General features: G+C 71.0%; 14 protein-coding genes. 11 read left to right on the plus strand and 3 right to left on the minus strand.

Annotated features, from left to right (window positions below; all coding sequences use genetic code 11):
* The first annotated feature begins 17 nt into the window (after nucleotides 1-17).
* The 7 genes from AC5L30_RS06640 (at nucleotide 18) to AC5L30_RS06670 (ending at nucleotide 8498) form a co-directional block, all read left to right on the plus strand.
* Nucleotides 18-1085 carry a BMP family lipoprotein gene (locus tag AC5L30_RS06640; protein WP_494866092.1) on the plus strand — a complete coding sequence of 356 codons (1068 nt, stop codon included), beginning with the start codon at nucleotides 18-20 and terminating at the stop codon, nucleotides 1083-1085.
* Nucleotides 1086-1335: 250 nt separating this feature from the next.
* On the plus strand, nucleotides 1336-2910 hold the full coding sequence (locus AC5L30_RS06645; RefSeq protein ID WP_494866093.1) for an ABC transporter ATP-binding protein: 1575 nt from the start codon (nucleotides 1336-1338) through the stop codon (nucleotides 2908-2910).
* The gene (locus AC5L30_RS06650; protein ID WP_494866001.1) at nucleotides 2907-4262 is read left to right on the plus strand and encodes an ABC transporter permease; all 1356 of its coding nucleotides are present in this window, start codon (nucleotides 2907-2909) and stop codon (nucleotides 4260-4262) included. The genes AC5L30_RS06645 and AC5L30_RS06650 overlap by 4 nt, the downstream gene beginning before the upstream one ends.
* Before the next feature lie 3 nt (nucleotides 4263-4265).
* Entirely contained in the window at nucleotides 4266-5546 is a 1281-nt protein-coding gene (locus AC5L30_RS06655; protein ID WP_494866002.1) for an ABC transporter permease, read from the plus strand.
* A 106-nt stretch (nucleotides 5547-5652) separates the two neighbouring features.
* Nucleotides 5653-6357: a cytidine deaminase gene (locus AC5L30_RS06660; protein ID WP_494866003.1), complete on the plus strand. Its 705-nt coding sequence runs from the start codon at nucleotides 5653-5655 to the stop codon at nucleotides 6355-6357.
* A 69-nt stretch (nucleotides 6358-6426) separates the two neighbouring features.
* Complete coding sequence (locus AC5L30_RS06665; RefSeq protein ID WP_494866004.1) at nucleotides 6427-7707, plus strand: thymidine phosphorylase; 1281 nt, start codon at nucleotides 6427-6429, stop codon at nucleotides 7705-7707.
* Nucleotides 7708-7817: 110 nt separating this feature from the next.
* Nucleotides 7818-8498 (plus strand): DUF4272 domain-containing protein, encoded by a 681-nt coding sequence (locus AC5L30_RS06670; protein ID WP_124820390.1) that lies wholly within the window; start codon nucleotides 7818-7820, stop codon nucleotides 8496-8498.
* Between the two features lie 2 nt (nucleotides 8499-8500).
* Here the strand turns inward: AC5L30_RS06670 and AC5L30_RS06675 are convergent, their stop codons facing one another.
* Both AC5L30_RS06675 and AC5L30_RS06680 read right to left on the minus strand, forming a co-directional pair.
* Nucleotides 8501-9370, minus strand: a complete 870-nt coding sequence (locus tag AC5L30_RS06675; protein ID WP_494866005.1) for a putative RNA methyltransferase — start codon at nucleotides 9368-9370, stop codon at nucleotides 8501-8503.
* A 1-nt stretch (nucleotide 9371) separates the two neighbouring features.
* On the minus strand, nucleotides 9372-9860 hold the full coding sequence (locus AC5L30_RS06680; RefSeq protein ID WP_494866006.1) for a MarR family winged helix-turn-helix transcriptional regulator: 489 nt from the start codon (nucleotides 9858-9860) through the stop codon (nucleotides 9372-9374).
* Nucleotides 9861-9973: 113 nt separating this feature from the next.
* Between AC5L30_RS06680 and AC5L30_RS06685 the strand changes: the two genes are divergently transcribed.
* Both AC5L30_RS06685 and AC5L30_RS06690 read left to right on the plus strand, forming a co-directional pair.
* Nucleotides 9974-10387, plus strand: a complete 414-nt coding sequence (locus AC5L30_RS06685) for a PPOX class F420-dependent oxidoreductase (protein ID WP_494866007.1) — start codon at nucleotides 9974-9976, stop codon at nucleotides 10385-10387.
* Nucleotides 10388-10439: 52 nt separating this feature from the next.
* The gene (locus tag AC5L30_RS06690; protein ID WP_494866008.1) at nucleotides 10440-11513 is read left to right on the plus strand and encodes an adenosine deaminase; all 1074 of its coding nucleotides are present in this window, start codon (nucleotides 10440-10442) and stop codon (nucleotides 11511-11513) included.
* Nucleotides 11514-11515: 2 nt separating this feature from the next.
* On the opposite strand, the gene AC5L30_RS06695 is transcribed toward AC5L30_RS06690, so the two are convergent.
* Nucleotides 11516-11809: a hypothetical protein gene (locus AC5L30_RS06695; protein WP_238410792.1), complete on the minus strand. Its 294-nt coding sequence runs from the start codon at nucleotides 11807-11809 to the stop codon at nucleotides 11516-11518.
* Between the two features lie 503 nt (nucleotides 11810-12312).
* Between AC5L30_RS06695 and AC5L30_RS06700 the strand changes: the two genes are divergently transcribed.
* Together AC5L30_RS06700 and AC5L30_RS06705 are read left to right on the plus strand one after the other, a co-directional pair.
* Nucleotides 12313-15939, plus strand: coding sequence for a sensor histidine kinase (locus tag AC5L30_RS06700; protein WP_494866009.1), 3627 nt, complete (start codon nucleotides 12313-12315; stop codon nucleotides 15937-15939).
* Nucleotides 15936-16340, plus strand: coding sequence for a roadblock/LC7 domain-containing protein (locus AC5L30_RS06705; RefSeq protein WP_030329023.1), 405 nt, complete (start codon nucleotides 15936-15938; stop codon nucleotides 16338-16340). The genes AC5L30_RS06700 and AC5L30_RS06705 overlap by 4 nt, the downstream gene beginning before the upstream one ends.
* Nucleotides 16341-16359 lie beyond the last annotated feature (19 nt).

The raw sequence follows: 16359 nt of genomic DNA on the forward strand, positions 1-16359 counted from the left end.
TGCGCTCGGTGCGTGGGATGCGGATCGCCTCGATCTTCGCGGTGGGTGGGCTCGCGCTCACCGCCGCCGCTTGTGGCGAGGCCCCCAAGGATGACAACAACGCCGGCAGTGGCGGCAAGAAGTTCAGCGCCTGCATGGTGACCGACGTCGGCGGCATCGACGACAAGTCGTTCAACACCTCGGCCTGGAAGGGCCTGGAGGAGGCCAAGGCCGCCAACGACAACATCGACATCAAGTACGTCGCGTCGAAGGCCGAGGCCGACTACGAGCCGAACCTGACGCAGTACGTCAACCAGAAGTGCGACTTCATCCTGGCGGTCGGTGGCCTGATGGGCGACGCCACCTCGAAGATCGCCAAGGCGAACCCGAACCAGCAGTTCGGCATCGTCGACGCCAACCCGGGTGACGCCAACGTCTACCCGATGCAGTTCGACACCGCCCAGGCCGCGTTCCAGGCCGGCTACCTGGCCGCCGGGATGAGCAAGACCGGCAAGGTCGCCACCTACGGTGGTCTGCCGATCCCGCCGGTGACCATCTTCATGGACGGCTTCGTCGACGGCGTGGCGTACTACAACACCACCAAGAAGAAGGACGTCCAGGCGCTGGGTTGGAACAAGGAGACCCAGAAGGGCTCCTTCACCAACGACTTCGGCAAGCAGGACGAGGGCAAGAAGGTCTCCGACGCGCTGGTCGCCCAGGGCGCGGACATCATCATGCCGGTCGCCGGTGGCGCGGGCCTCGGCACCACCTCCGCGGCCAAGGCATCGGGCGGCAAGTACAACACCATCTGGGTGGATGTCGACGGCTGCGAGAGCACCCCGGACTGCTCGGCGATCATCACCACCGTCGTCAAGAACATCCCGGAGGCCGTCAAGGAGGCCGTGGTGAAGGCCGCCGGTGGCGAGAAGCTCCAGGCCAACCCGGGCTTCGTCGGCACCCTGGCCAACAGCGGCGTCTCGATCGCCCCGTACCACGACTTCGACAGCAAGGTTCCGGCCGAGCTGAAGGCCGAGGTCGACAAGATCAAGGCGGACATCGCCGCCGGCACCATCACCGTCACCTCGAAGGCCCAGCCGACCAAGTGACAACCGGCCGGCCCCTCCGGTGAGATCATCGGGAGGTCGGCGGGGGACAGGTACGACCCGATCGGCCGCTCCGGCTCTGCGGATACCCCGCGGGGTCGGAGCGGCCGATCGCGCACCACGGCGGCCGGTCCGGTCCGGCCGGTACGACGGCAGCTAGGCTGCACCATCGCTCGCACTCCAGGAGGTTGCGCTGAGACTCGAACTGCGCGGCATCACCAAGCGGTTCGGTGATCTGGTCGCCAACGATCACATCGACCTGACGGTGGAGCCTGGAGAGATTCACGCCCTCCTCGGCGAGAACGGCGCGGGCAAGTCGACCCTGATGAACGTGCTCTACGGGCTCTACCAGCCCGACGAGGGCGAGATCCTGGTCGACGGCAAGCCGCTGAAGCTGAAGGGCCCTTCCGACGCGATCGCAGCCGGGATCGGCATGGTGCACCAGCACTTCATGCTGGTGCCGGTCTTCACCGTCGCCGAAAACATCATGCTCGGCGCCGAGCAGGTCCGGGGCGGCATCGCCGGCTTCCTGGACCGGCGGCGGGCCCGGCGCGAGGTCACCGAGGTGTCCGAGCGCTACAACCTGCGGGTCGACCCGGACGCGGTGATCGAGGACCTGCCGGTCGGCATCCAGCAACGAGTCGAGATCGTCAAGGCGCTCACCCGCGACGTCGACCTGCTCATCCTGGACGAGCCGACCGCGGTGCTCACCCCCCAGGAGACCGAGGAACTGCTGACGGTCATGCGGTCGCTCAAGGCGGCCGGCAAGTCGATCGTCTTCATCACCCACAAGCTCGGCGAGGTCAAGGCCATCGCCGACCGGATCACGGTGATCCGACGCGGAAAGACCGTCGGCACCGCCTCACCGGACGCCAGCCGGGACGAGCTGGCCGCCCTGATGGTCGGGCGCAACGTCCGGCTCACCGTGGACAAGACCCCGGCCACGCCGGGCGAGCCCGTGCTGGAGGTGGCCGGCCTCGTGGTTGACGACGACCGGCAGATCCGCGCGGTCGACGGGGTGGACCTGACCGTGCGCGCGGGTGAGGTGCTCGGTGTGGCGGGTGTACAGGGCAACGGCCAGACCGAGCTGATCGAAGCGATCATGGGTCTGCGCCCGGTGCTCGCCGGGACGGTCAGCCTGGCCGGCGACCGGATCGACGGCTGGAAGCCCAAGAAGGTACTCCGGGCGGGCGTCGGCTACGTGCCCGAGGATCGCAGCGTGGACGGCCTGGTCAAGGAGTTCAGCGTCGCGGAGAACCTGGTGCTGGACATCTACGACCGGCCGCCGTTCGGTGCCGGGCTCGCGCTGAAGCCGGACGCGATCGCCGCCTCGGCGAAGGAGCGGATCGAGCAGTTCGACGTCCGTACCTCATCGGCCGACGCGGCGGTGGGCACCCTCTCCGGCGGCAACCAGCAGAAGGTGATCGTGGCCCGGGAGCTGTCCCGGCCGCTGAAGCTCCTCATCGCCGCCCAGCCGACCCGTGGTGTCGACGTCGGGTCGATCGAGTTCATCCACAGCCAGGTCATCCGCGAACGGGACATCGGCACCGCCGTCATGGTGGTCTCCAGCGAACTCGACGAGGTGATCGGGCTGGCCGACCGGATCGCGGTGATGTACCGCGGCCGGATCATCGGCATCGTCGGCCCGGACACCCCGCGTGAGGAGATCGGCCTGCTGATGGCCGGCATCAGCCCGGACGCGGCCCACGACGCCGTCGCAGCACCCGCCGCCGAGAAGCCCGGTACGGCGACCGCCGCTGACAAGCCCGGCGTGGCAGACGGGAGCCCGGCGAGCGACGCGGGCTCCGCGAGCGAGGACGAGGCATGACCAACCCCAACCTGCAGTCGGGCTCCCCGGACAAGGAGCCGGCGAGCGAGGCGCAGGCCGCGCAGAACGTTCTCGGCAACACCGAGCGTGCCGAGACGGCGACCACACCGGGCGGCCCGGAGCCGGAGCCGAAACCGAGCCTGGGCCGGTTGTTTCTGGACAACCTCTGGGCGGCCAACACCTTCACGGTGACCCTGCTGTCGTTGGTGCTGGCGATCGTGGTCGGCGCGGTCCTGATGATCATCTCTGATCCCGACGTGCTCTCCACCTACTCGTACATCACCTCTCGCCCGTCCGACGCGATCAACTCCAGTTGGACGCTCGTCAGCGAGGCGTACGCGAACCTGTTCAAGGGCTCGATCTTCGACCCCGAGGCGTTCTCCGGCTGGCTGGACGGCGCCAACGGCTGGCAGGCAGTGCTCGCGCCGATCTCGGAGACGCTGACCTACGCGGCGCCACTGGTCTTCACCGGCCTGTCCGTGGCGCTGGCCTTCCGTGGCGGCCTGTTCAACATCGGCGCCCAGGGCCAGGCCACCATCGGCGTGATCATGGCGGCGCTGGCCGGTTTCCTGCTGCCGCTGCCGCCCGGCCTGCACCTGCTGGTGGCGGTGCTGGCCGGCGCGCTGGGTGGAGCGATCTGGGGTTTCATCCCCGGCATCCTCAAGGCCCGTGCCGGCGCGCACGAGGTGATCAACACGATCATGCTCAACTACGTCGCCACGTACTTCCTCACCTGGTTGATCGTGCAGAACGGCGTGCAGGACCCTGCCCGTACCGACGCGATCAGCAAGGCGGTGGACAACTCCGCCCAGCTGCCCCGACTGCTCGGCGACAACCTGCGGGTGCACGCCGGCATCCTGCTCGCCGTGCTGGCCACCTGGGCGGTGGCCTGGCTGCTTAACCGCTCGACGCTCGGCTTCGAGCTGCGCGCGGTCGGCGCCAACCCGGACGCCGCCCGGACCGCCGGCATCAGCGTCACCCGGACGTACATCCTGATCATGGTCTTCGCCGGCATCCTGGCGGGCCTCGGCGGCTCGAACATGGTGCTCGGCTCCACCGCCAGCGCGTTGACCCCGCTGGTGGTCGCGCAGATCGGCTTCGACGGCATCCTGGTGGCACTGCTGGGGCGGGTGAAGCCCTGGGGGGTGCTGCTCGCCGCGCTGCTGTTCGGGGCGTTGCAGGCCGGTGGTAACCGGATGCAGTCGTACTCCGGGATCTCACTGGAGCTGGTGACCGTGCTCCAGGCGCTGATCGTCATCTTCATCGCCGCGCCGGCCCTGGTGAAGGCGATCTTCCAGCTCCGGGCCGCACGTGCCGCCCGGTTGCAGACGAGCCTGGCGAAGGGCTGGTAACTCATGTCCACCATGGCTGTCCCCGATATCGCCGTCGCCCCGGTCGACGAGGGCTTCTGGACCCGCAGCCGCAAGGTCGGCCTCACGCTGCTGGGGCTCGGCCTGCTGTCCGCGGTGCTCTTCGGCGCGCTCGCCACCGACCAGCAGGCCCGGTTCACGCTCAGCGACGACGCGGCCGGCGCCGCACTGGAGATCAACGGCACGATCGGGGCGATCCTGTTCGGGATCATCACGATCGCCGCCGGCGCGGCGCTGCTCGCCGGGGTGCCGAAGCGGTGGTTCGTCCCCGTGCTCGGCGTCGGGCTCGTCGGTTTCGTGCTGTCGTTCCTCTGCTGGCAGGTCTCCGCCGCGCCGGCCGGGCAGAATTTCATGCCGCTGGTCAACATCATCCGGGGTACCTTCATCCTGGCCCTGCCGCTGATCTTCGGCGCGCTCGCCGGGGTGCTCTGCGAACGCTCCGGTGTGGTCAACGTGGCCATCGAGGGCCAACTGCTGATGGGTGCGTTCAGCGGGGCCCTGTTCGGCAGCATCTCCGGCAGCGTCTGGGTGGGCCTGATCGCCGCCGCCATCGGCGGCGCGTTCATCTCGCTGCTGCTGGCCGTCTTCGCCATCCGCTACCTGGTCGACCAGGTCGTCATGGGCATCGTGCTGAACCTGCTGGCGGTCGGCGTCACCGGCTTCCTCTACGAGCGGCTCATGCAGACCGACGCCGAGAAGTACAACAGCGCGCCCCGGTTCAGCAACTGGGAGATCCCGCTGCTGAAGGACATCCCGGTGCTCGGGCCGGCGCTGTTCCGCGGCAACATCTTCCTCTACCTCGGGCTGCTCCTGGTGCTGGTGATCCACATCGGGTTGTTCCGTACCCGGTGGGGCCTGCGGACCCGCTCGGTCGGTGAGCACCCGATCGCCGCCGACACGCTCGGCGTCAAGGTGCTGCGGGTCCGCTACCGCAACGTGCTGCTGGCCGGTGTGGTCGCCGGCATCGGCGGGGCGTCCTACACGCTGGCGCTCTACTCGTTCACCAAGAACATGATCGGCGGTAAGGGCTTCATCGCCCTGGCCGCGCTGATCTTCGGCCGGTGGAACCCGACCGGCGCGCTGCTCGCCGCGCTCTTCTTCGGTTTCGCCGACCAACTCGCCACCTACCTGGGCGCGATCAGCAGCTCGATCCCCAGCCAGTTCCTGGCCATGCTGCCCTACCTGGCGACCATCCTGGCCGTCGCCGGGCTGGTCGGCCGGGTCCGGGCGCCGGCCGCCGACGGCAAGCCGTACATCAAGGGCTGACGGCTGCCACCATCACCGCAGACCGCAGACCGCAGACCGCTGTGCGCAGGGCCGGGGAACCGGCCCTGCCCGCTTCTGACCTGGGCTACTTCGGCAGAATGATGGCATGACCGACATTGACTGGGCGCAGTTGCGCGCCGCCGCCACCGAGGCGATGCGGCACGCGTACGCGCCGTACTCGACGTTCCCGGTCGGCGCGGCCGCGCTGGTCGACGACGGCCGGGTGGTGGTCGGCTGCAACGTGGAGAACGCCGCGTACGGGGTGACGCTCTGCGCCGAGTGTGGAGTGGTGTCCAGCCTGCACGCCACCGGTGGCGGTCGGCTCGTCGCGCTCTCCTGCGTCGACGCCACCGGCGAGCCGTTGATGCCGTGCGGTCGCTGCCGGCAGCTGCTCTGGGAGCACGGCGGGCCGGAGTGCCTGATCGAGAGCAAGACCCGGCCACTGCGGATGGCCGAGCTGCTGCCGCACGCCTTCGGCGTGGAGGACTTGGAGGCCGTCACCGGTGAGACGCCGGTGCCGGTGGTCCCGGAGCGGCTCGCCGCCTGGCGCGGGCGCGGCACCGTCTTCGTGCACCCGGACATGTCCGCTGGTCAGCAGGTCTGGACGGGGTACTGGGAGCGGTCGGCCGGGGATGACGCCGGCGCCGAGACCGGGGTGCTGGAGGAGGCGCCGAGCTGGGACGACCCGGCCGAGGCGATCACCTGGGGCCTGGCGCGGACGCCACGGGTGGTCGTGGTGGACGCCACCGGCACGATCTTCTGGGCCGGTGAAGGTGAGCCGCCGGCGGAGATCCCGGTGCGCTGGTCTTGATTGTGGTTGCTGTTCGGGGGCGGGGCCGACCGTGCGTCGGTGCCGCCATTCGACTAGGAAAGATCTTCGATGACTGGGTTTGCTGCTGTTGACGTTATTCGGGCGAAGCGGGATGGGGGGGTGCTGTCGGACGCGCAGATCGACTGGGTGGTCGACGCGTACACCCGGGGGGTTGTCGCCGACGAGCAGATGTCCGCGCTGGCGATGGCGATCCTGCTCAACGGCATGACCGGGCCGGAGATCGCCCGGTGGACCGCCGCGATGATCGCCAGCGGTGAGCGGTTGGACCTGTCGGCGGTACGCCGGCCGACGGTCGACAAGCACTCCACCGGCGGCGTCGGCGACAAGATCACTCTGCCGCTCACCCCGCTGGTGGCGGCGTGTGGCGCGGCCGTACCGCAGCTGAGCGGCCGGGGTCTCGGGCACACCGGCGGCACGCTGGACAAGTTGGAGTCCATCCCGGGCTGGCGGGCCACGGTGAGCAACGACGAGTTCATCGCCCAGCTGGACGAGGTCGGTGCGGTGATTTGCGCGGCCGGTGCCGGGCTCGCCCCCGCCGACCGCAAGTTGTACGCGTTGCGCGACGTGACCGGCACCGTGGAGGCGATCCCGCTGATCGCCAGCTCGATCATGAGCAAGAAGATCGCCGAGGGCACCGGGGCGCTGGTCCTCGACGTCAAGGTCGGCTCGGGTGCCTTCATGAAGTCCGTCGACCAGGCCCGCGAGTTGGCGCGCACCATGGTCGAGCTGGGCGGTGCGCACGGGGTGCGGACGGTCGCCCTGCTCACCGACATGTCGACCCCGCTCGGCCTGGCGATCGGCAACGCGGTCGAGGTGACCGAGTCGGTCGAGGTACTGGCCGGTGGCGGGCCGGCCGACGTGGTGGAGCTGACCCTCGCGCTGGCCCGGGAGATGCTCGACGCCGCCGGCCTGCCGGACGCCGATCCGGCGGCCGCGCTGCGCGATGGCCGGGCCATGGACTCCTGGCGGGCGATGATCCGGGCGCAGGGCGGCGACCCGGACGCGCCGATGCCGACGGCCGCCGAGGTGGAGGTGGTCCGCGCCGAGCGGGACGGCTACGTCGCGGCCGTCGACGCGTACGCCATGGGGGTTGCGGCGTGGCGGCTCGGCGCGGGTCGGGCGCGCAAGGAGGACCCGGTGAGCGTGCCGGCCGGGGTGGTGTTGCACAAGCGGCCGGGTGACGAGGTGCGGGCCGGTGACCCGCTCTACGAGCTGCGTGCCGAGGACGCGACGCGGATTCCCGCCGCGCTGGCCGAGGCCGCCACCGCGGTGCGGATCGCGTCGACGGCCCCGGCGGCGACGTCGTTGGTCATCGAACGCATCGGCTGATCGATCCGGGGTCGCCCTGGCGTGGTGCCGGTCACCTGGGAGCGCTATTGTCGCAGGCCAAGGGGGGACAACCGGCCTTGCGCCGGCGCGAGCAGACAGGAAGATCCGCCGTGACCGTTGCTGCCCCCGACCCACGTGAGGTGCGCGAGGCGAGCCTGGACGAGCTGTCCCGGCTCGGCCTGCCGTTGCCGCCGGCCCAGTTTCCCCTCGTCTGGGAGCCGGGTGACCAGATCGACCTGCGCCCGACCGCGGAGATCGAGGCGCGGATCGCGGTACTGCACCTGATCCTGGCCCGCTGCTTCGGGATGCCGCCGCAGGCGGCGATGAGCTGGCTGCTCGGTTCGCACCTGGTCGACATGGTCACCCCGCCGGAGTGGCAGTTCGTGATGGGCGGCAAGGGCGACCACCGGTCGTTCGTGCTGCATCACGACGCGCTCTTCGCGCTGGCCTGGGTGCTCGGGCTGAGCAAGCAGCTCGACCCCACGCTGGCCGTCGACGAGCGGCTGGTCGAGCGGCTGCCGCACATCGCCGAGGGGGAGACCTTCCCGCACTGGCGCTCCCGGATCCTCACGGCGCCGCAGCACCCGGCCGACGCGGCCGCCCTGCTCGACCTGCACTACTGCCTGGACTGGGCGTACCTGGAGACCGAGCGTGGCGGCCGGCGTGCGCCGGGCCTGGTCGACGCGAACGCGATCGGGCAGCGGCGTTGGGCGCTGGAGTGGGCGGTGATCCTGCGCGGGCCGTACCACGACGAGCCGCCCGGCTGGGAAGAGGTCGACCTCTCCACCTGAGGTCAGCGAGGTCGCAGGACGTCGAGCCGGACCGCCACGGTGACCCGGACCGGTTCGGGCAGCGCGGCCAGCCGGGTGCCGAGCGCGGCCGGGTCGGTGTGCCAGGCGCTGGGGCCCATCCCGACCAGGGTGGCGACCTCCGGCCGGGTCAGCGCCAGCTCCGCCCGGTGCACGGTCGAGCTGACCGGCGTGAAGTGCCCGCCCAGGCTGCCGGCCACCCGGTCGGCCTTGTCCGGGTCCACCCGTAGCAGGTCGAGGGCGTCCACCAGTTCGGCGAGATGGTCGGCGGCGGGCGTGACCACCAGCAACGTGCCGGCCGGGTCGAGCACCCGGTGGAACTCCGGGCCGTTGCGCGGGGCGAAGACGTTCAGCAGCACGGCGGTCGAGGCGTCCGCGAGCGGCAGCCGCTGCCAGGTGTCGGCGAGCGCGGCGGCGGCCCGGGGATGCGCGCGGGCCGCGCGGCGCAGCGCCGGCTTGGACACGTCCAGGGCCAGACCCACGGCGTCCGGCAGCGCCGCCAGCACCGCGCCGAGGTACCGGCCGGTGCCGGCGCCGGCATCCACCACCAGGGGGTACGCCTCGACGTCGGGCGACGGCTCGACCCGTACCTCTGCTGTCGCGGCAGCGGCGAGGGCGGCTGAAATGACGTCGTAGTGCCCGGCGGCGAGGAAGTCCGTCCGGGCGGCCACCATCTCGGCGGTGTCGCCGACGTGCGGGGAGCGTCCGGCGAGCAGGTTGACGTACCCCTGCCGGGCGATGTCGAAGCTGTGCCGGCGCGGGCAGCGCAGCGCCCTGGCGGTGCCGGCTGTCGCCTCGGCCAGTGGTTCGCCGCAGACCGGGCAGCGCAGTCGGTCGAGGATGCGGGGGTCCACGTCAGACCTCCGGGTCGTGCCGTGGGTGGGGCGCCCGCCCGCCGAGATGATCGACCACCCGGTGGGTGAGCGCGCCGAGCGCGTCGATCTCCGCCGGCGTGAGCAGGTCGATCAGGTGCCGGCGGACGGCGGCCACGTGGCCGGGGGCGGCGGACTCGATGGCCCGCCGCCCGGCGGGGGTGAGGACGACGACCGAGCCCCGGGCGTCATCGGCGCACTCCTCGCGGGTCACCAGGCCGCGCTGCTGCATCCGGGTCAGGTGGTGGGAGAGCCGGCTGCGCGACCAGAGCATGCGGTCTGCCAACTCCCGCAGGCGCAGCCGCCCCTGCGCTGTCTCGGAGAGGTCGGAGAGCACGTCGTAGTCGGCCTCGGAGAGGCCGGCGTCCTGGGTCAGCTCCCGGGCCAGCTCCAGGTCGAGCAGCCGACGCATTCGGCGGTAGCCGCGCCACGCGCGGTCCTCTCGCTCGTCCAACCACCGGGTCGCGTCCATTCGACAAGTCTAGCGGTTGGTTGACACGTCATCGATTCGCCACGTAAATTCGATGACATGTCAACCAATTCTCTTCAGGGTGACCCGACCAGCCGCCGCGTCGCGGGTGCGGCGTGAGCGACCGTCTGTGGGAGCTGTTCGGTGAGCGGGGGCGCGGGGTGCTGGTCACCCTGCGCCGGGACGGCCGACCCCAGCTGTCCAACCTCGACTATCTGGCCGAGCCGGGGCTGATCCGCTGCTCCAGCACCGGTGACCGGGCGAAGGCACGCAACCTGCGCCGGGATCCCCGGGCGAGCTTCCACGTGACCACGCCGGACGGTGGCGCGTACGCGGTCGCCGAGGGGACGGTGACCCTCACCGAGCCGGCCGCGACCATCAGCGACGCCACGGTCGACGAACTGGTCGAGGTCTACCGGCGGATTCGCGGCGAGCACCCGGACTGGGCGGACTACCGGGCCGCCATGGTCGCCGACGGGCGACTCGTGATCCGCCTCGTCGTGGACCGGGTCTACGGATGGCGGCCGTGACACCCGGCCGGTCCCGTCCCGGTCCGCCCGGGCCGCTGACTAGGGTCTGAGCATGGTCGCAACTATCCGGTACGAGGACATCGTCAAGGTTCCGAAGGCGCTGCTGCACGACCACCTCGACGGCGGGCTGCGGCCGGCGACGATCGTCGACCTGGCCGCCGAGGTGGGCCACGAACTGCCCACCACCGACCCGGAAGCGCTCGGACGCTGGTTCGCGGACGCGGCGGACTCCGGCTCCCTGGAGCGCTACCTCGAGACGTTCGCGCACACCGTGGCGGTCATGCAGACCGCGCCCGCGCTGCGTCGGGTGGCCCGCGAGTGCGCCCTGGACCTGGCCGCCGACGGCGTGGTCTACGCCGAGGTGCGCTTCGCCCCGGAGCAGCACCTGGAGCGGGACCTGAGCCTGGACGAGGTGGTCGAGGCGGTGCTGGCCGGGTTCGCCGAGGGCACCGCCCAGGCGGTCGAGGCGGGCCTGACCATCCGGGTGGGCACCCTGCTCACCGCGATGCGGCACGCCGCCCGCTCACAGGAGATCGCCGAGCTGGCCGTGCGGCACCGGGACGCCGGGGTGGTGGGCTTCGACATCGCCGGCGCCGAGGCGGGCTTTCCGCCCACCCGGCACCTGGACGCCTTCGAATACCTGCAACGGGAGAACTTCCACTTCACCATCCACGCTGGCGAGGCGTTCGGGCTGCCGTCGATCTGGCAGGCGATCCAGTGGTGCGGAGCGGACCGGCTCGGCCACGGGGTGCGGATCGTCGACGACATCGCCCCCGACGGCTCGCTCGGCCGGCTGGCCGCCTACGTCCGGGACAAGCGGATCCCCCTGGAGCTGTGCCCCTCGTCGAACGTGCAGACCGGTGCGGTGGACTCGATCGCGGACCATCCGATCGGCCTGCTGCGGGATCTGCGCTTCCGGGTGACGGTCAACACCGACAACCGGCTGATGAGCGGCACCTCGATGTCGCGGGAGATGTCGCTGCTGGCGGAGACGTTCGGTTACGGCTGGAAAGAGTTGCAGTGGTTCACCATCAATGCGATGAAGAGCGCCTTCATCCCGTTCGACGAGCGACTGCGGATCATCGATGACGTGATCAAGCCGGCGTACGCGAAGTTGTTGGCCTGATCTCAGCCGTGCGGGTGGCCAGCGAGCAGGCCGGCCACCCGGCGCAGCACCTCCCGGGCCCGGGCCGCCTCCGCGCCGAGGCCCATCTGCCGACGCAGCACCGCGGGCTCGGCCCGCAGCAGCGCCACCCCGCGCCGAATCAGCACCCGAGGCGCCTTGCGCTGCTCGGACAGGTCACGGGCGAGTCGGCGCAGGAAGGTCGCGCCGCGCGGACGACGCAGCGCGTACGCCCCGGCGAGCAGGCCACGGCGACGGCACTCCTCGACGATCTCGGCGGCGAAGATCCCTTCGGCCACGAAAAGTGGCGATCCGGCGACATCAAATGGCCGGGTGGCCACCCGTCGATCCGCGCCGATCGCATAAACCGGCACATCGGCTCGGCCCTCACGGGCAAGTCGGGCAATGATTTCCACCGCAGTGGGGGCGTCCCAGGACTGCGGCGATTCCCAATCCACCTGGCCGTTTCGTCTCGGCAACGTAGGGTCATCGCCGTCTTTGTAGAAGTCGTCCAAGCAGAGCACCGGCAGGCCGGTTTGCTGTGCAATGTACGACTTTCCGGACCCAGATGGGCCGGCCAGTAGGACAACTCGGTGCGGATGTTCCATTACCTTCAGTTACTCCGGCCAGACAGACTGCTATCAAATCGCATCAACATCTCATCACACCTTCGGTCGGGGACAACCTGGGCTTTCTTCTTGTCGACCGGCGTGATGGAATCTCGGGGGTCCGACCCGCCGGGTCGGTCGCTGGGCGTTGCCCGGGGGCAACGCGTTCAAGCTGTAATCGCGAGGGCGGTGACGTGAGCAAACGGCCAAAGACGGCGGGCTCCTTCCTGTCGCGGCTGCGCCGGCCGGCCAGCCGGCTCCGGGACATGCCGATCTGGTCCAAGCTCGGTCTCATCATGATCGTGCCGACCATCGCCACGGTCGTGGTGGGCACCAGTGGTCTTATCGACCACGTGGAGACGCTCAACAATGCCAACCGAGCTGGCGATCTGGCCAACCTGTCGAGCTACTCAGGTGTCCTGGTCGACAGCCTGCAGGACGAGCGGACCGCCGCCGTACTGCTGCTGGGCGCGGACGGGACGCAGCCGACGGCGCAGTACCAGGAGGCATACAACCGGGTGAACTCCCGGGTGGACCAGGACGCGATCCCCTACCGCCAGCAGCGGGCCGAGATCGAGGACCTGCCGAGCAGCCTCGAGGGTCTGCTCGACAGCATCGACCAGAACCTGCAGGACCTGTCGGGCGTCCGCAGCCAGGTGTTCAACGGGAAGCTCGCGCTCACCGAGACCGTGCAGGCGTACGAGGGTCTGATCAGTGACCTGCTCGCCATCCGCGACTCGTCCACGCAGCTCGCCGGTGACAACCAACTGAGCGACCGGATGCGCGCCGCCGCGGCGGTCGCCCGGGAGAAGGAATTCCTCGCCGTGCGCCGGGTCGTGGTGCACCGCGCGCTGGGCGTGAAGGGCGGGCAGCGCCTGACCCCGGCACTGCGCAGGGACTACGTCGCCAGTGACACCGGCCAGCAGCAGGCTCTGCAGAGCTTCAAGGCCGTCGCCACCCCGGACGACGCGAAGTTCCACGACCAGACGGTCGCGGGCGGCGACCGCCGGCAGGCACAGAACTACACCGGCTGGATCGACGGCAACACCACCGGCAACATGCGCGGTGCGCCGTTCGGCCCGGACCAGTGGGAAGCCGCCATGACGGCCAACGCCAAGCTGATCCGCACCGTCGAGACGAAGCTCGACAGCGAAGTGGTCGCCCAGGCCGACGCCCTCCGCTCGGACGTCCAGCGCCAGGTCTTCCTGGAGACCGGCCTGCTGCTCAGCATGCTGCTGCTGGCCATCCTCTTCGCGTACCTGGTCGCCCGCTCGATGGCCCGCTCACTTCGTGAGCTGCGGCAGGGCGCGCTCTCCGTGGCCCAGTACGGCCTGCCGCAGGCGGTGGCCCGACTGCGCGACCCGCAGGTTGTCGGGCAGCTCTCCCCGGTGCAGCTGGCCAACCAGATCGCCGAGCCGCTGCCGGTGCGCAGCAAGGACGAGTTCGGCCAGGTGACCGAGGCGTTCAACGCCGTCCACCTGGAAGCCGTCCGTACGGCCGCCGAGCAGGCCGCACTGCGCGCCTCCGTCGCGACCATGTTCGTCAACCTCGCCCGCCGTTCACAGATCCTGGTCGACCGCCTCATCGGGCACCTCGACCGGCTGGAGCGCGGCGAAGAGGACCCGGACCGGCTGGCCGAGTTGTTCCAGCTCGACCACCTGGCCACCCGGATGCGTCGTAACGACGAGAACCTGCTGGTGCTCGCCGGCGCCGACTCCACCCGCGTGCAGCGTGAGCCGGCCGCTCTCATCGACGTGCTGCGCGCCGCGCAGTCCGAGGTCGAGCACTACACCCGCATCGAGTTCGGTGTGATCGACCGCGACATCGAGGTCGCCGCCCACGCCGTCAACGACCTGGTGCACCTCGTCGCGGAGCTGTTCGACAACGCCACCGCGTTCTCCCCGCCCGACTCGCAGGTCATGGTCGAGGCTCGCCGGGTCGGCGACCGCTCCTCGCTGTACGTCGAGGACCGCGGCATCGGCATCAGCGCCGAGCAGTTGCACGACCTCAACGAACGACTCGCGACGCCGCCGCAGGTGGACGTGGCCGTGTCCCGGATGATGGGCCTGGTCGTGGTCGCCCGACTCGCGTCCCGGCACGGGGTCCGGGTCGAGCTGCGCCCCGGCAACGATCGCGGCACGGTCGCCGATGTGACCCTGCCCACCTCGGTGCTGGTGCCCCGGGCGCTGTCCGGTCGGGTGCAGCAGCCCCCGGCGCTGCCGGCGGCCGGTGCTCTCCAGTTCGGTGGTCCGCAGTCGGGTGGTCCCGCGCCGGCCTTCGGTGCGCTGCCCGCGCTGGGCAACGGCCCGCGCCCGAGCGAGTCGTCCGGCAACCAGGTCACCCTGGGCGGTCGTCCGTTCGACCCCGCGTCCCGTAACGGTGCCGGCACCCCCGCCAACGGCGGTGCGTACCGCTCGATGCCTGCCTGGTCCGATCTGACCGGCGCGGCCGGGACGAACGGCGTCACCGGCGGCGACGGGTTCACCCCCCGGCCGGCCAACGGCCAGGGGACCGATCCGCTGCCGCAGCGCCGGGCCGGGGACGAGACCCCGACCAGCGACCAGCAGCCGTCCATCCCGCGTCAGCTGCCGAGCAGCCCCGAGGCGCACCCGTACTCGGCGCCGCCGGTCTCTTCGCAGCCCTACTCCGGCGCGCCGGTCTCCGCCTCGCCGGCCTCCGGCCAGCCCTACTCCGGTCAGCCCTACTCGGGTGCCCCGTACGGTGGCGCGCCGGTGTCGGCCGCCCCGGCCTCCGGGCAGCCGTACGCCGGTCCGCCGGTGTCGGCGTCCCCGGTCTCGGCCTCGCCGGCGTCCGGTCAGCCGTACTCGGGTCAGCCGTACTCGGCGCCGCCCGCCTCCGGCCAGTCGTTCAGTGGGTTCGCGCCCCGATCCGCCCCGCCCGCGCAGGCTGCCAACGCGCCGGCACCGCCGGCCTGGCCGCCAGTGCCGGGCAGCGACCGGGACACCGCCACCCCGCCGGTGCCCGAGCGGCTCGCCGCCGCGCTGGACATGACGACGGAGCTGCCGCGGGTGCCGCGACCCGGCGAGCAGCCGGCCGCAGCCCAGCCGCCGGCTCCGGCGTCGACCCCGGCAGCGGCGCCGACTCCGGCTCCGGCTGCGCAGACCCGGCCGGCACCGCAGCAGCCGCAGGCGCAGAACCGTCAGCGGTACGCGGACGAGACGATGGAGCTGCCGATCTTCCGGGAGCTCGAGTCGGCCTGGTTCCGTACCCGTCGCCCGGGCTCCGAGGAGACCGCGGCCGGCGCGCAGCCAGCGACGAACGGCGACTCCGCGACCCAGCAGTTCGCCACGGTCGAGGCCACCGGTCGGGCAGTCCACAAGACACCACCCGGGACGACAGGTAACACACCGATGGCAGACACTCCGACGGTCGGAGGAGCGCCGCGGGACAACGGCTCCACAGCGAACGAGGGCACCCGTCCCAGCCTCGCCGAGAGCCTGCCGAACCGCCGGCCCCAACCGCAGAGCAACGGCTGGCAGACCGCCGCCGACGACGGCTGGCGTGCTGCCTCCGCGGCGGCCGGCGCGGCGCCGGTGAGCGAGACCACCACGACCGGTCTGCCGAAACGCAAGCCGATGGCGCAGCTGGTGCCCGGCGCGGTGGAGAAGCCCACCACCTCGGTCCAGCGGCGCTCCCCGGAGGCGGTCCGTGGCCTGCTCTCCGCCTACCACCGGGGCGTGCAGCGAGGGCGTAGCACCTCGGACAACCCGACCAGCCCGGAGGCGACTCCGGGAGGGCAATCCTCGCAGTCTGGCTCAGGCCCGGTGGCCGGGAGCGGGCAGAAGGAGCAAGAAGGATGACAACTACGCAGGATCTTGGTTGGCTGCTGGCCAACTTCGCCGACCGGGTGCCCGGCGTCGCGCATGCGGTCGCCGTATCGGCGGACGGCCTACTCCTCGCGTCGTCACGGGATCTGCCGCGCGACCGGGCAGATCAGCTCGCCGCGATCTCATCGGGTCTGGTCAGCCTGACCCAGGGGGCAGCACGCTGCTTCGAGGGAGGCGCGGTGTTGCAGACCGTCGTGGAGATGGACAATGGCTTCCTGTTCTTGATGTCCATCTCGGACGGCTCGTCCTTCGCCGTGCTGGCAGCCCGCAGCTCCGACGTGGGCCAGGTTGGCTACGAGATGGCGCTGCTGGTCGACCGGGTGGGCGACGCGCTGACCCCGCAGCCGCGTGCGGCTGCGGGCATGCTGGGCTGACGTTTCGCCGATCGTGAGG

This window comes from Micromonospora sp. BQ32, from assembly GCF_059358895.1.